This is a genomic window from Actinokineospora cianjurensis (assembly GCF_003663795.1).
GTDB classification, from domain to species: Bacteria; Actinomycetota; Actinomycetes; order Mycobacteriales; family Pseudonocardiaceae; genus Actinokineospora; species Actinokineospora terrae.
Genome location: NZ_RCDD01000001.1, coordinates 1135960 through 1150328, shown reverse-complemented (window position 1 = coordinate 1150328; position 14369 = coordinate 1135960). Strand labels below are relative to the sequence as shown.

General features: G+C 68.8%; 14 protein-coding genes. 7 read left to right on the top strand and 7 right to left on the bottom strand.

The annotated features are described in order from the left end of the window. The first annotated feature begins 70 nt into the window (after window positions 1-70). From CLV68_RS05435 to CLV68_RS05425, 3 genes are read left to right on the top strand one after another with little or no spacing between them, the layout of a single operon-like run. Window positions 71-637, top strand: a complete 567-nt coding sequence (locus tag CLV68_RS05435; protein WP_246009675.1) for an RNA polymerase sigma factor — start codon at window positions 71-73, stop codon at window positions 635-637. Further along, window positions 634-1029, top strand: coding sequence for a hypothetical protein (locus CLV68_RS05430; protein WP_121389441.1), 396 nt, complete (start codon window positions 634-636; stop codon window positions 1027-1029). The genes CLV68_RS05435 and CLV68_RS05430 overlap by 4 nt, the downstream gene beginning before the upstream one ends. Continuing rightward, window positions 1017-3011: a CHAT domain-containing protein gene (locus CLV68_RS05425; RefSeq protein WP_121389440.1), complete on the top strand. Its 1995-nt coding sequence runs from the start codon at window positions 1017-1019 to the stop codon at window positions 3009-3011. The genes CLV68_RS05430 and CLV68_RS05425 overlap by 13 nt, the downstream gene beginning before the upstream one ends. Here CLV68_RS05425 and CLV68_RS05420 read toward each other — a convergent pair. From CLV68_RS05420 to yczR, 3 genes are all read right to left on the bottom strand, one after another. Continuing rightward, window positions 2931-4040, bottom strand: a complete 1110-nt coding sequence (locus tag CLV68_RS05420; protein WP_147459886.1) for a S8 family peptidase — start codon at window positions 4038-4040, stop codon at window positions 2931-2933. The genes CLV68_RS05425 and CLV68_RS05420 overlap by 81 nt on opposite strands. A 364-nt stretch (window positions 4041-4404) precedes the next feature. After that, on the bottom strand, window positions 4405-4569 hold the full coding sequence (locus tag CLV68_RS33700; protein WP_170224109.1) for a hypothetical protein: 165 nt from the start codon (window positions 4567-4569) through the stop codon (window positions 4405-4407). A gap of 766 nt (window positions 4570-5335) precedes the next feature. After that, entirely contained in the window at window positions 5336-6778 is a 1443-nt protein-coding gene (gene yczR, locus CLV68_RS05410) for a MocR-like transcription factor YczR (RefSeq protein ID WP_121389437.1), read from the bottom strand. 59 nt (window positions 6779-6837) lie between these two features. On the opposite strand from yczR, the gene yczE reads away from it, so the two are divergent. The 3 genes from yczE (at window position 6838) to CLV68_RS05395 (ending at window position 9020) form a co-directional block, all read left to right on the top strand. After that, window positions 6838-7479 (top strand): membrane protein YczE, encoded by a 642-nt coding sequence (yczE, locus tag CLV68_RS05405; protein ID WP_121389436.1) that lies wholly within the window; start codon window positions 6838-6840, stop codon window positions 7477-7479. 10 nt (window positions 7480-7489) lie between these two features. Then, on the top strand, window positions 7490-8572 hold the full coding sequence (locus tag CLV68_RS05400; RefSeq protein WP_121389435.1) for a calcium:cation antiporter: 1083 nt from the start codon (window positions 7490-7492) through the stop codon (window positions 8570-8572). 85 nt (window positions 8573-8657) lie between these two features. Beyond that, the gene (locus CLV68_RS05395) at window positions 8658-9020 is read left to right on the top strand and encodes a VOC family protein (RefSeq protein ID WP_121389434.1); all 363 of its coding nucleotides are present in this window, start codon (window positions 8658-8660) and stop codon (window positions 9018-9020) included. 65 nt (window positions 9021-9085) lie between these two features. Here the strand turns inward: CLV68_RS05395 and CLV68_RS05390 are convergent, their stop codons facing one another. Both CLV68_RS05390 and CLV68_RS05385 read right to left on the bottom strand, forming a co-directional pair. Further along, on the bottom strand, window positions 9086-9631 hold the full coding sequence (locus tag CLV68_RS05390) for a Clp protease N-terminal domain-containing protein (protein ID WP_121389433.1): 546 nt from the start codon (window positions 9629-9631) through the stop codon (window positions 9086-9088). Further along, window positions 9632-9841 (bottom strand): sigma factor-like helix-turn-helix DNA-binding protein, encoded by a 210-nt coding sequence (locus tag CLV68_RS05385; RefSeq protein ID WP_092781370.1) that lies wholly within the window; start codon window positions 9839-9841, stop codon window positions 9632-9634. 867 nt (window positions 9842-10708) lie between these two features. Here CLV68_RS05385 and CLV68_RS05380 point away from each other — a divergent pair. Next, window positions 10709-11518 carry a hypothetical protein gene (locus CLV68_RS05380; protein ID WP_121389432.1) on the top strand — a complete coding sequence of 270 codons (810 nt, stop codon included), beginning with the start codon at window positions 10709-10711 and terminating at the stop codon, window positions 11516-11518. 93 nt (window positions 11519-11611) lie between these two features. Here the strand turns inward: CLV68_RS05380 and CLV68_RS05375 are convergent, their stop codons facing one another. Together CLV68_RS05375 and CLV68_RS05370 are read right to left on the bottom strand one after the other, a co-directional pair. Then, on the bottom strand, window positions 11612-12919 hold the full coding sequence (locus CLV68_RS05375) for a UDP-glucose dehydrogenase family protein (RefSeq protein ID WP_121389431.1): 1308 nt from the start codon (window positions 12917-12919) through the stop codon (window positions 11612-11614). 29 nt (window positions 12920-12948) lie between these two features. Then, window positions 12949-14334 carry a glycosyltransferase family 4 protein gene (locus CLV68_RS05370; protein ID WP_121389430.1) on the bottom strand — a complete coding sequence of 462 codons (1386 nt, stop codon included), beginning with the start codon at window positions 14332-14334 and terminating at the stop codon, window positions 12949-12951. Window positions 14335-14369: the final 35 nt, after the last annotated feature.

Below are 14369 nucleotides of genomic sequence, written 5' to 3'. Positions count from 1 at the left end.
TCTGCGGGAGCGACCACGAGCGACACCCCGTCTGAAGCGGCGAACGGCTCACTTCAGGAGGGAGAGCAGCATGGATGCACTGTCCACTACAGACCTGCTGCGTGACGCGCTGGCCGGGGAGCAGACCGCGTGGCGGGAACTCGTCGGCCGCTACGCACCGCTGGTGTGGCAAGTCGCCAGGGCGCACCGGTTGAGCCCGGCCGATGCGGCGGACGTCAGCCAGAACACGTGGATCACCCTCGCCGAGAAGGCAGGAACCATCCGCACCCCGGAGCGATTGGGAGCATGGCTGGCGACCACAGCACGACGCGAATGCCTGCGGGTGCTCGGGGCTCGTACGCGGGAAATCAGCACGGATCAAGTCGAATGGATAGCTCGACAAGACGACTACGGGCCCGAGGCCGCTGTTCTGCGCTCTGATCGCGACGACTTCTTGTGGCGAGCATTCGAACAACTCAGTCAACGCTGCCGCAGCCTGCTAGGGCTAATGGCGTTCGCCCCTGAACTCAGCTACGCACAGCTGGCGAAAGCTGTTGGGGTTGCCGGGACGAGTGTGAGCACGACCCGTGCCCGCTGCCTGGACGTCCTGCGCCGCAAGCTGGCGATCATCGGGCTGCCCGACGAGGTGGCCGGGTGAGCGACGACGACCTGCTGGCAGAGCTGCGCGCGCTGCTGGACCGCTTGGACCCGATGCCCGCGCGGGTACGCGAAGCGGCCATCGCCGCAGGCGCGCTGCTGGGAATCGACTGGGCCGAGTTGGAGCTGTTCGCCGCCGAGCGCGTGCTGGTGCGCGGCAGCGGCGAGGTGTGGCGGGGCGACGGCGTGGTGGTCGAACTGGGCACCCGGATCACGGGCCTCGTCGACCACGACCTGGGTGTCTCCCACATCGAACTGCACTCCCGCGACGGTTCGACACTGCTGCGCCCCGACCCGATCGGCACCTTCTCGGCGGACCTGCCCGATGGCCGGGTTCGTCTCGTCTTGCACCGCTCGAACGCCACGGCCCTTGTGTCGCCATGGCTGAGGTGACCTGGAGGGCCCTCCAGACCTCGGCGGTAGCGCTGCACGAGACCGGTAAGACACGAGAGGCAAGACGCGTAGCCGAAGCAGCCATCTCCGCCGCTAGCAGTGACGATGAACGCAACGAGTCACGGCTGACCTTGGCGTGGGTATGTCATCAGCTCGGCGATCGAGCCACGAGCGCGCGGCTAGTCCTCGATGTTCGCGACCGACGTACGGACTGCCTTCGGGGGCTGCTCCTGTGCCACGACGGCAATCACGCGGCGGCGATACCGGTGCTAGAGGCTGCGATCGCCGACCCCGAGTTGGACCTCCGATGGCAGGCGAACGCGCTCGTCGGGTTGGGCGTCTCAGCCATCTTCCTCCGCAACTTCGCGATGGCTGATGAAGCACTGGAGCGTGCCTACGAGATCTATAGAGGACTCGGCGAGCTTGAGCGTGCCGCGACCTGTAAGCACAACCAAGGCTTCGCCGCGGCAGAGGCTGGCGATCTGCCACGGGCGCTGGAGCTCTATGACGCAGCGGCCATAGACGAAACCCGACGGCCCGAGGTACTTGTCGACCGCGCGAAGGCTTTGCTGGACAGCGGCTTACTGCGAGAAGCAGGGGTAGCCCTAACGCAAGCAGGCAGACTTCTGGGCGCCGCAGGGCGCGGTCCCGCGTATGCCGACGCAATGCTCACCTATGGCTGGTACTGCCTGCGAGCAGGGAATCCGGCAGCCGCTCGGACTGCGGCAAGCATGATCGACCTGCCGGAGGCAAGCGCACTCGACGCGCATGCACGCATCGCGGCGGGGGAAGCAGTCGACATCGACGCAATCGCCAAGAGGTGCGAACCAGTGGTCGCGGCGGGTCTGCGCTTGGCAGCGGCCAAACCGGAACTCGTCGCGCCCAAGCGATTCTCACGGCACGCACAACTCCGCGCACTGGGCTGGCTGGCACAAGCGCAATTGGCTGAGACGAGAGGCGCCGTACTAGCCGCATGTCGAGCGGGCCTCAGATCCAATCCGAGGTCGGTAGAGCTAGCGCGGACAGGTCGCTCTGCCGCCACTAGCCCGCGGGCGGTATTCACGTGGGTCGAGCGGGAACGCGCAGCGTCGGACAACACCGATCGCGTGCCAACCTCAACAGAGGTAGCCGGGGCTCTTGGCGACAACTCCCTGGTGAGCTTCTACATCCACGATGGACTTACATCTGCTGTTGCCATCGTCGGCGGCCGATTCACAACGTACGAGCTTGGTCAGGTAGACCTAGCGGCGGTCCGAGCTGCATTGACGCTCGTCGCGACTACGAACCAGGGGCAGGTCGCGGCTGGTCACGCGCTCCGCGCCCTGGACGAGCAGCTCTTCTCGAAGATCGACCTTCCTCGTCGTCCAGTGGTGATCCTGACGCGGGATCTTCATCAAACGCCCTGGTCAGCCCTACCGTCGTTGCAGGGTGTCCCCGTGACGACTGCCCCATCAGCTGCCCACTGGCTAGACGTTGAAGGACCAGTCCCGGAGGGGCGCCTGTGGGTGGCAGGGCCGCGGCTCAAGCATGCGGAGACCGAGGCCAGAGCACTGCACGACGAGTACGGCGGAGTTCTCCTCACTGGCAACGACGCCACGGTTGACGCAGTACTGGCCGCTATCGCCGAGGCAGGCACAGCGCACATCGCCGCACATTGCGTACATAAGCCGGGGGCGCCGCTGTTCTCGGCGCTAGAGCTTGCAGACGGGCCGTTGTACGGCCATCACATCGCCAGGTTGGGTCGTCTACCTGCGCGGGTTGTGCTGTCAGCTTGTGAGTCCGCGCTCGACCTGCCCAGGGTGTTCCTCGACAACGGCACGCGCTCCGTCGTAGCCAGCACACTGCCGGTCGCCGACGAGCGGGTCGCCGAACTGGTCACCGACCTGCACGGGCGACTCGTCCTAGGAGCCGACACCGGGAGCGCGCTGGCGGGCGCCCAGGCCGCTCACCCCGGGCTGGGGTTCGTCGTGATCGGCCGCTGACATGGCCAACTCGGCGGCGACCCTGGGCGCGGCGAAGGACGTCCCGCTCCACTTGGCGGCTCCGTAGACGCGCTCGCCGTCGACGAGCCGCACATGGGCGCTGACGATGTCGACGCCGGGCGCTGTGCGATCAACCCACTCACCGCAGTTGGAGAACGGTGCGATGCTGCCATCTGGACCTGTTGCGGCTACCGCTGTCACTGACGGCAACGCGGCGGGCCAGAACGGCCTCGTTGTGCTGGAGTTGCCCGCTGCGGCCACGACAGTGGGCCAAAAGGCGAGTTCTTCGGCCAGGACAGGTGGACAACGATCGTCAGCCGTATGGCAACCCGCGCTGATCAGCAGTACGTCGATGCGCTCTCCCCGGGCCGCTGCCAGGTAGCGCGCTCTACGCAAGGTGGCCGCCACGGTCCGGTCATCGGTTAGACCATGTGCCGACAGGACTGGGTACTGGCGAATCGTCACGCCAGGGGCGTGTCCCAGGAGGACGCCCGCGACGAACGTGCCGTGACCAGCCTGCCGATCGGCGATCCCGTCACCATCGCCATCAAGCACCTCTAGACCCCATTGGCCGAACCAGGAGCGCCCGACGAACCACGGATGGGGATCGATACCGCTATCGAGGATGAGCACAGTCGCCTGTTTCGCCCACGTCTGTCGTGGGGGTTCCGCCGGTAGGTCTACCGGAATCGCATTTGCTCCCGTGCCGTGCAGGACAGGTGCTCCTGTCAGGACCGTGTGGACGTGGTTGACCGACACCGGAACGCGATCGGCCATGTCAGCGGCCACTTGGACGCAGTCGACACCCGCGCGTAGTCGCACAACGGCGTGCTCGCTGGGGTCGACGGACTCGATCCAGCGGTCGAGCGCCCGAACGGCGGCCGACAGGGACGCGCGGGGGACAATGAGTTGACCCCGACGGAGCAAGCATTCGCCCGGGCCATCCGGATCGTGCAAGACCAAATCGTGTTCGCGTTCGGCCAGACGGGACAGTGCCCGCGCGCCGCGGTCGGTGTGCACAACGGACACCGTGACGTCGTACCGGCGCACCCGCACGGAAGAGGCGCCACGTTCACCCGGTCCGGTGGAATCCACCGTGGGTGATCAACGCGATGGTGGGTTCGGCACAGCTGGCGCCGCGCACCGTCTTTCCGGGTGGAACACACGCGGTTAGGGTGCAGAAGGACGACCCGGTACTGGATAGTGGCCTGGTCACACCGGTCGGTGGCGGCTCGACGATGGGAACCGGGATGGCGGTGATGCACGTGGCGCGGTCACTCCGCTGGCCTCGGCTGCTGCTCCGGCTCGCCATCACCGGTGGGCTGATGGTGGCCGCGTGGGTGATGACCGTGCTCTTGGCGGGTACCGCGGCGGCCGACACGGGTGTGGAGATCTACCCGCTCTCGGTCGACATCGGGTCCACCCACTCCGGTGCCGTCACGAGTTCCTCTACCAGGCCACGCCCGATAAGCATGTCCGGTAGCGCGGGGTCCACCGCGAGTGTGTCGTCCAAGCCGACCGACCTGGCAGGCACGGTCTCCAACCCGGCCGCGCTCACGCCACTAGCGGTAGAGGCCGTCGTCCTGCCTCCCTCCACGCCTCCCGCTGTTGCGGCTACCGAACCTGTCAAGCCACAGGTCGCGCCCGCACGTAAGAGCGCGAAGACGCACAAGCACGCCACCAAGGCGCCACGCGCCGTTGTCGCGCGTAGACCCAGCGCGGTGCCACCACCTCAGGCGGCACCGCCTGTCAAGCCTCCGGTACCCGCTGATGGGCCGCAGGCAGAGTCAGGGAAGACGCCCAAGCCACCCACCCCACCAGCGCCAGCGTGTCCGGCAGCTCCGGGGTCGGCAGCGTCACCGACATTCGACAACAGCGGTCACGGCAGGGCGCTGCTAGGCGTTCTGGGCGATCGTGCGCGAGTACAGCCGCCCTACGCGACCGGCGTGGCGACGGCGAGCGTGACGCAGGCCCCCGGTGATGTCACCGGCCTGCTCAGCTCCTCACCCGACTGACCCAGTCGGTCCCACAGGACTGGTCTGTCCACGACCGGTCATCCCCCAGGCGGTCCACCCGCCGCAAGAGCCATTCCCAAACCCGATCTGCCGACCGCGCCCGGTCAGATCGGGACCTGGCCCCGGCGCCGCGATGCCCCCGCGGCGCCGGGGCTCCCCCCTCGGCCACCCCTGGTGGTCGGCACAACGCGGGGCTGTGCCGACCACTGGGGTGCTACCGAGGTCGAGCCGCGGGTGGTGGCGAAAGGTCCAAACAACTACACCATCCAGCGCATTGGCTTTGTACCGCCTCGGCACCACCGAGGCCAGCTAGGCGACCGGGATTAGACCGTCGGAACCGAGCGTTCCAGGCGATCCGGTGACACGGGCGGCCACTGCTGCCAGTCTGCGCACGGCCTCGACCAGGGACGGCGCCGGTAGCGTGTACGGCAGCCGGAGCCTGCGTTCGAGGCCACCGTGGACGCTGAACCGGGACGCGGGCGCCACCCGGACCCCCACCGACTGCGCCGCCACGGCGATCCTGGTCCCGATCGCCGCGGGCAGCTCGCACCAGAGGCTGAGACCGCCGCGCGGCACCTCGAAGGACCAGTCCGGGCAGTACTCGCGCAGGGCGTTGACCAGCACCGACCTGGTGGCCGCCATCTCCGCGCGGCGCTCCCGCAGCATCGGCTCGGGGTCGGCGTAGAGATGGGCGAGCACGAGCTGCTCGAAGACCGGCGACCCGAGGTCGAACGCCCGCCGCGACGCCGCCAGCCGCCCGATGACCTCCTCGGACGCCCGCACCCAGCCCAGTCGCAAGCCACCCCAGTGCGACTTGCTCGCCGAGCCGACGGTGATGACCAGGTCCGCCTCGAAGCACCCCATGGGTGGGGGGCCGTCCATGGGGTCCCCGTCGAGGTCGAGTTCGACGAGGGTCTCGTCCACTACCGCAGGTGTGCGCGCCCGGCGCAGGATCGCGGCCAACCGCTCCCGGCCCTCGGCGTCCAACCTGCGTCCGGTGGGGTTCTGGAAGTCGACGATGAGGTAGGCCAACCGGGGCGTGGCCTGCCGAAGGACGACCTCGACGCCCTCTAGGTCCCATCCCTGCTCCGGCATGGGTACGGGGACCGGCATGACATGAGCGGAACGGATCGCCTCAAGCGAGTTGTTGTAGGTCGGCTGCTCCACCAGGACGCGGTCTCCCGGCACCGTCATCGCCCGCAGGACCAACGCGAGGGCGTGGTGGGCGCCGTTGGTGACCAGGATCTGATCCGGCGTCGTAGGGAGGCCACGAGCGGTGAAGCGCTCAGCTAGTCGTTCACGCAGGATCTCGACGCCGTAGCCCATGTAGCCGTGGCGAGATAGCTCCAACGCGAACGCCCCACGCACAGCGTCAACAGCGAGCCCCACACCGGGCAGCGCACCGGGCGCGGCCGTGGCTAGATCCAGAGGCTGTAGACGCTCGGGGAAGGGCGCGTTGGCGGGGGCGGCAGGCAGCGTTGTGCGCGACCCAGAGCCCCGCCTGCTGACGATGAGGTCTTCCTCCCGGAGTTGGTCCCACGCAGAGGCGACAAGGGTCCGGCTGACGCCGAGCGCGGCGGCGAGTTCGCGCTCGGCGGGCAGTGTCGTGCCGGGCGCGAGCTGACCGTCGAAGAGCAGTAAACGGATCCCGGCGGCAAGACCGGCAGAGCCGGCCCTGTTGCCTTGGTCACGCCACTCGCCGAGCATGCGGACCAATCTCGCAGCTGAGACCCGTCCTCCAGGAGGAAGCATGGGCCAATTATCGCAGATTGGCTCTCGATAGGGGGCCAATCTTCGGCAACGATGGGCGCATGGCCCCCACCAACCTGTCCCCCATCCCCGTGCGCATCAGCCCGGGCAGACGCCTACCGCAACTGTTCGTGGGTCTCGTCGTCTATGGCATCAGCACCGGCCTGCAGATCGAGGCGGCCCTCGGCCTATCGCCGTGGGATGTGCTGCACGAGGCACTGCACAAGATCACCGGGTTGAGCTTCGGCACGGTCACCGCGCTCGCGAGCCTCTTGGTCCTGCTGTGCTGGATCCCCATCCGACAACGCCCCGGCCTGGGGACAGTCGCCAACGTCTTACTCGTGTCGAGCTCGGTTGACCTCACGCTGTGGCTGGCGCCAACACCGAGCAATATGGCCACCCGAATCGTGCTGATGGTCGTCGCCGTTGTGCTCAACGGGCTCGCTACCGCGGCCTATATCGGCGTGCGACTAGGACCCGGGCCGCGTGATGGGCTCATGACCGGGATCGCGAGTAAGACCGGTTACTCGATCCGATGGGTGCGCACCGGTATCGAGGTGATCGTGCTCGCGTCGGGTTGGCTGCTCGGTGGCACTGTCGGCGTCGGAACCCTGCTCTACGGCCTCGCGATCGGACCGCTCGCGCAGGCGTTCCTCCCGCTGGTGACGTGGCGTCCGCAGGCCGAGGCCAAAATCGGACACTAGGGTCAGCGGTATGACCACCGCTCCCACATTGCCGCGCTGGAGTCTGGCCGTTCCACCGATCGCGCTACTGATCCTCCTGTTCTCTTACGGCCGCGACCTCGGGCCGGTACTGATAACCCTGGTGTGCCTCGGCTTGGGAGTGGCCGTCACGGCGGCGGTGCACCACGCCGAGGTGGTGGCGCACCGGGTGGGCGAGCCGTTCGGCACGCTCATCCTGGCCATCGCCGTGACGGTGATCGAGGTCGCGCTGATCCTGACCCTGATGGTCTCCGGCGGCGAGAAGGCGGCGTCGCTGGCGCGGGACACGGTGTTCGCGGCGATCATGATCACCACCAACGGGATCGTGGGCCTCGCGCTGCTGGTCGGCTCGCTGCGGCACCGCGTGCAGGAGTTCCGCGCGCACGCCTCCGGTGGCGCGTTGGCGGTGATCACGGCGATGGTGACGCTGAGCCTCGTGCTGCCGACCTTCACCCTGAGCACGGCAGGGCCCACGTACTCGGGGTCGCAGTTGGCGTTCGCGGGTGTGGCGTCGCTGGTGCTGTACGGGGTCTTCGTGTTCATTCAGACCGTGCGGCACAGGGACTACTTCCTGCCTAAGACGAGCGTGACCGAGGAAGACCACGCGGAAGCGCCTACCTCGCGCACGGCAATTTCGAGTCTGGTTTTGCTCTTGGCCTGCCTTGTTGCGGTCGTTGGATTGGCTAAGACGGTATCGCCGACGCTAGAAGCCGCAGTGGAATCTGCTGGCGCCCCGGTGTCGTTTGTCGGAGTCGTCATCGCATTGCTGGTACTGCTGCCGGAGACCGTTGCCGCTGTCCGGGCCGCATTGCGCAACCGCCTCCAGGTCAGCCTGAATCTGGCGTTGGGCTCGGCGTTGGCGAGCATCGGGTTGACCATCCCGGCGATCGCCGTCGCGTCGCTCTGGCTCAGCGGGCCGCTGACGCTCGGCCTGGGGCCCAAGGAATTGGTGTTGCTCGTGCTGACCCTGCTGGTGAGCATGTTGACCCTGGTCACCGGCCGGGCGACGCTGCTGCAGGGCACCGTGCACCTGACGGTGTTCAGCGCGTTCCTGTTCCTCGCCATCACCCCGTGATCATGCCTGTGGACAGAAAAACACGGGCTTGACAAAACTCGTGGAGACTCGGACTCGACACACCACGACTGGCGAGGAGATCACGATGTTCACCGAGACCAAGGCATTCAGCGGCTTCTCCGTCGACGACATCCCGACCGCGGAGCTGTTCTACGGCAGCACGCTCGGCCTGCGCGTCACGGAGGAGAACGGGATGCTGACCCTGCACCTGGGCGGTGGCGGCACGGTGCTGGTGTACCCGAAGCCGAACCACGTGCCCGCCACGTTCACCGTGCTGAACTTCCCGGTCGCCGACGTCGAGTCCGCTGTGGACGAACTGGTGGGGAAGGGGGTGCGGTTCGAGCGGTACGAGAGCACTGATGAGCGGGGGATCATGCGGGGGTATGGGCCACCGATCGCGTGGTTCACAGATCCGGCGGGCAACGTCCTGTCGGTACTGGAGGTCTAGCGCAACTGGAGCTGTGGCGCGCCGGTTCTCGCTTCCCCCTGCCGCTGGGGATGGCTGCGACCGGGTCAGGTGGTGCTGAGGTAGGCGCTGACCTTGTCATGGGTGACCCCCAGGGACGTCAGTGCTTCCGCGGCGACCCCGCCTGCCTTGAGCAGGGCGAGAAGGACGTGCTCGTCGCCGATGGACTTGTCGCCGCGGGCCAATGCCTCGCGGAGGCTGAACTCCAGGACGCGCTTGGCGTCGCGCGAGAACGGGACCCGCCACCGGGGGCCGATCGACCGGGGGCGCTTGGGCGTGCCGCTGAGCGCACCAGCGCCGTGGGTCTCCTCGACCGCGGCGACGACCGCCTCGACGTCGATGCCGAACTCGCCGAGGGCGGCCGCGTCTGCCTCGGACAACCCGCCGCGCCTGCGGATGGTGTCGATCGCCGCCTTGGCCGAGGCCGTGGTCACGGCGTGGTGGGTGAGGACGTCGGTGCCGCGACTGCCGTCCTGCTTGAGGAGCGCGAGCAGTAGGTGCTCTGGCTCGATCCGCGCCGCCTCGTCCTGCTCGGCGAGGTAGACCCCGTCCCGCACAACAACCCTGGCTGCTGAGGTGAACCGCTCGAACATCTAATTCCTCCCGTACTTCTTGTGCACGGCCTGCTTGCTCACACCGAGCTCGGCCGCGATCTCCTGCCATGACCACCCATTGAGCCGCGCGCTACGCACCTGCACCGCCTCCAACTGCTCAAGCAGCTTCCGCAGTGCGGCAACCGCACGGAGCCCCACCCGGGGATCCCGATCACCAGCAGCGCTGGCCAACTGTGTCGCTTCAGCCATGCCGTCAACATAGGTTGACGGCAGCCCGCTTGTCAACCACGGTTGACGTCTGGGGTCGAGCCGCGCCCCTGGGCGGCGGTGGTGGTGGGAGGGCACGCCTGGAGTGAGGGCGCGTCTGGAGCGGGGTCAGGTGATGCCCGCGCGGCTGGAGCCGGGTTGGGCTGCGGGGTGGGGAGCGGCTGGAGTCGGGGGCGCGCGGGCGGGTGGTGCACACGTCTGGACCACGGTTGGGGCGCGTCTTGGTCAGGGAACGCGGCCGAGGGACGTCGGGGGTCGCCGCATGCCCGGAGTCAGCTGGCTATCGGCCGGGGTGGATGCCTCGTGTCCGGAGTTGGAGTGGAGGCGATGCGGCCGGGGGGATGCCGCGCGTCCGGAGTTGGAATGGCGGTGGTTCGACGGCGGGGCGTGAGTACCGCGGGGCTCGGAGCCGCGTTGAAGGTTGCGCGGCGAGCGCGGATGCGCGGGCTTGAGGCTGGATTGGAGGTTGTCGTGCGACGGGTACCGGGGGCAGGAGTGGAGGTGGTGCGCCGGGGGGCACGGATACCGCGAGCTCGGGGCCGGAGTAGAGGCGGCGCGGCGGGGAGGATGCCGCTCGTCCGGAGTGGGAGTGGAGGTGGTGCGACGACGGGGCGCGGATGTCGTGGGCTCGGAGCCGGGGTGGAGGTGGTGCGCCGGGAGCGGGCAGCGGTCGCTGCGAGGAGCCAGGGGGTTGTGGAGTGGGCGCGGGTACCCGCGGCCTCGGGAGCCGCGTTGGAGGTTGCGCGGCGGGGTGGGGATGGACCGAATGGAGGGTTGGCGTGGGTGGGAGGTGTTGATCTCGGGGTGGGTGTTGGGCGGGGTGATCGAGATGGTGGGAGCATCGGGGGTATGCCGGAGATCGCGGTGGCGGAGGCGGCGGGTGTGGGGCTGGGTGGCGAGTGGCGGCCCAGTGAGGACGTCGTGTTGGTGATGCCGGATGCGGTGGTCCTGTTGGACGGGGCCACTTCGATGCGGGATGACCTGCCCAGTGGGGGTGTGTTCGCGGGGGAACTCGGGGCTCAGGTCGTGGCGCGGATGGCGGCCGCGCCGGAGTTGGATCTGGGGGATCTGTTGGCGGGGGCCATTCGGTCAGTCGCGCGCGGGAATGGGTTCACGCCGGGGGAGAGTCCGTGTAGCACTGTGGCGATTGTCCGGTGGGACGACGACGTGGTCGAGGCGCTTGTGTTGGCTGATAGTCCGGTTGTGGCGTTCGCGCCTGAGCTGGACGTCTTGGCCGATACCCGATTACGGCACGTGCCGCGTGGGAGCTACCGCGATCGATTACGCGGGGGTGGCGGGTACTCGGCCGACCACGTGGCCGCGGTGCGGGCGTCGGCGCGCAAGACGTCGGTGTTGCGGAACCAAGAGGGTGGGTACTGGGTGGCAGAGGCCGTGCCCGCGGCGGCGCACCGGGCGGTGCGGCGGTCATGGCCGCGGCAGGACGTGCGGTCGGTGCTCATGGCCAGTGACGGGGTGTCGTGCGGAGTTGACGACTACCGGTTGTTCGGGTGGGAGCAGGTGCTCGACCTGGCCACCAGCGCGGGCCCGCAGTCGGTCCTGGACGCCGTGCGGGACGCGGAGCGGGAGGACCCGGAGGGCCTGAAGTGGCCCAGGCCGAAGCCGCACGACGACCAGGCCCTGGTGGTCATCTCCTTCTAGGAGCACCCGGGAAAAGGCCGAACCGCCGAGGGGGGAGGTCTCGGCGGTCCGGAGCGAGAGAGCTGTTCAGCAGGACAGTGCAGTTCAGCAGACCTACGGCTTGCCCAGGCCGATCCACTCGAAGCCCGCGCGGCGCGCCACGGCCGGGTCCAGCAGGTTCCTGGTGTCCACGACGATCGGGTTGCGGACCGACTCGGCCAGCCGCTGCCAGTCCAGTGAGCGGAACTCGGGCCACTCGGTCAGCACGATGACGGCCTCCGCGTCCTTCGCCGCCTGGTACGGGTCGTCCGACACGGTGACCGAGGACAGGTCCGGGTTCTGGGTGTCCGGCCGCAGGGACGGGTCGTAGCCGACCAGGTCGGCGCCCGCCTGGCGGAGCAGCGCGGCCACGGCCAGGGCCGGGGAGTCGCGCAGGTCGTCGGTGCCCGCCTTGAACGTCAGGCCGAACAGTGCCAACCTACGGCGCGACAGCGAGCCGTTGCGCTTGCCGGTGACCGCGATCCTGACCTTCTCCACCATCCGCTGGCGCTGGCGGGTGTTGGTGTCGATGGTGGCCCTGATCAGCCGGAACTCGAAGTCGGCGGCGTCCGCGAGCTGCAGCATCGCCGAGGTGTCCTTGGGCAGGCACGACCCGCCCCAGCCCGGGCCGGGCTGCAGGAACGCCTGGCCGATGCGCTTGTCGTAGCCCATGCCCTCGGTGACGTCGGTGATGTTCGCGCCGAGCCGGTCGCACAGCTCGGCCACCGCGTTGACGTAGGACAGCTTCATCGCCAGGAAGCAGTTGGCCGCGTACTTCACCAGCTCGGCGCTGGGGGCGTCGGTCAGCACCGTCGGCGCGCCGAGCTTGGCGTACAGGGCGGCCACGCGCTCGGCGGCGTCCTGCTTGCTGCCGCCGACGACGATGCGGTCCGGGTTGAGGAAGTCGAAGACCGCGCTGCCCTCGCGCAGGAACTCCGGGTTCGACACCACGGCCACGTCGGTGCGGTCGAGCAGCTCCTCGGTGCGGTCCGCGGTCCCGACCGGCACGGTGGACTTGTTGACCACCACGCAGTCCGCGGGCAGCAGCGCGCGGACCTCCTCGATCACCGACTCGACGATGCTCAGGTCCGCCACGCCGCCCACGCCCATCGGGGTGGGCACGCACAGGAACATGACCTCCGGCTCGTGCCGCACGGCCGAGGCCGCGCCGAGCACGAAGGTGAGCCGACCGGCGGCGATGCCCTCGGCGACCAGGTCGGCGAGGCCGGGCTCCAGGATGTCGACCTCACCGCGGGTCAGCCGGGCGACCTTGTCGGCGTCGACGTCGGCGCACACCACGTCGTGGCCGAGGGAGGCCAGGCAGGCCCCCGTGGTCAGCCCCACATACCCGGTGCCGATCACGGCGATCCGTCGTACGAACATCAGTACCTCTCCCCTGCGCTGGTGCGCAGTCAGCTCTGGCCGCGGACCGGCTCGGTCGCGATGATGCGAGTCGCGGCGAACTCGCGCAACGCCGCGTCGTCCCGCAGGTCGACGAGCTGGTTGCCCCACTGGTCGCGCAGCTCGTCTGTCGTGCTCCCGGACCTGCGGTCCACGCTCGGCCAGCCGTCCGGGAAGGGCCCCGCCGACGGGAAGCCGAGAAGTTCGTCATACACCCCGACGTACGCCTGCGCCTGCGGGCGCCAGTCCAGCACCTGCTCGGCCCGGCGGCGGCCCGCGCTGCCCAGCTCGGCGCGGCGCTCGGGGTCATCGGCCAGTTCGAGGACCGCGTCGGCGAGGCCGTCGCTGTCGCCCGGCTCCACGTAGACCGCGCACTCGCCGCCGGAGACGACCGTCTCGGTCAGGCGGTAGGCGACGACCGGTAGGGCGTACGCCATGTACTCCATGGTCTTGTTCATCGTGGACACGTCGTTGAGCGGGCTGCGCGGGTCCGGCGAGAGGCCGACCGACGCCGCGGACAGGTAGCTGGCGATCTTCTCCGGGCCGACCCGGCCCGTGAACTCAACGTAGTCGTCGAGGCCGAGGTCGGTGCTCTGCTGCTTGAGCTCGTCGAGGCAGTCGCCGAAGCCGAGCAGCACGAAGCGGAAGTCGCGGCGGCCGTGGTGGTGCACGATCCGGTCGGCGGCCAGCAGCACGCCGTCGACGCCGTCCTGCGGGCCCATGATGCCCAGGTAGGCGACCAGGTGCTTGCCGCCGCGGCGGAGGTCCTCGTCGGCGTGCACGGGCCGCATGACGGAGGTGTCGGGGCCGGAGCGCACGACGGTGGTGTGCTCGCGCTTGACGCCGCCGCGGTTGACCGCGATGTCCTGGTAGGACGTGTTGGTGGAGATAACCCGGTCGGCCGTGCGGAAAGTCCGGCGCTCCAGCCACTTGAGGATGGCGAGCTGGACCTTGCCAGCGAGCTTGGTCGGCTCGCCGAAGCGCGACCGGAACACCTCGGGGTTGAGGTCGTGGTGGTCGAAGACGAACTTCACCCCATCGAGCTTCCACGGCAGCGCGAGCGCCCAGTACGTGTCCGGCGGGTTGCACGCCTGCATCACGTGGAAGCGGGCGCGGCGGCGGACCTTGAGGCTCAGCGCCGCGGTGCGCAGCCAGCAGTAGACGAACTCCCACGCGTACCCGGCGACGCCGTCGGCCTGCTTGGGCGGGGCGTACTTGTAGAGGTGGACGCCATCGAGCACGGCGTACGCCGGGTCACCCGGCCCCTTCGGGCAGATGACCGACACCTCGTAGCCCGCGGCTCTGAGCGCCTTGCACTCCAACCACACCCGCCGGTCTAGCGGGACGGGCAGGTTCTGCACGATGATCAGGACGTGCGGGGCCCTCTGACGGCTCACGGGGACCTCTTCCTGGGATGGACGTACTACAGCTG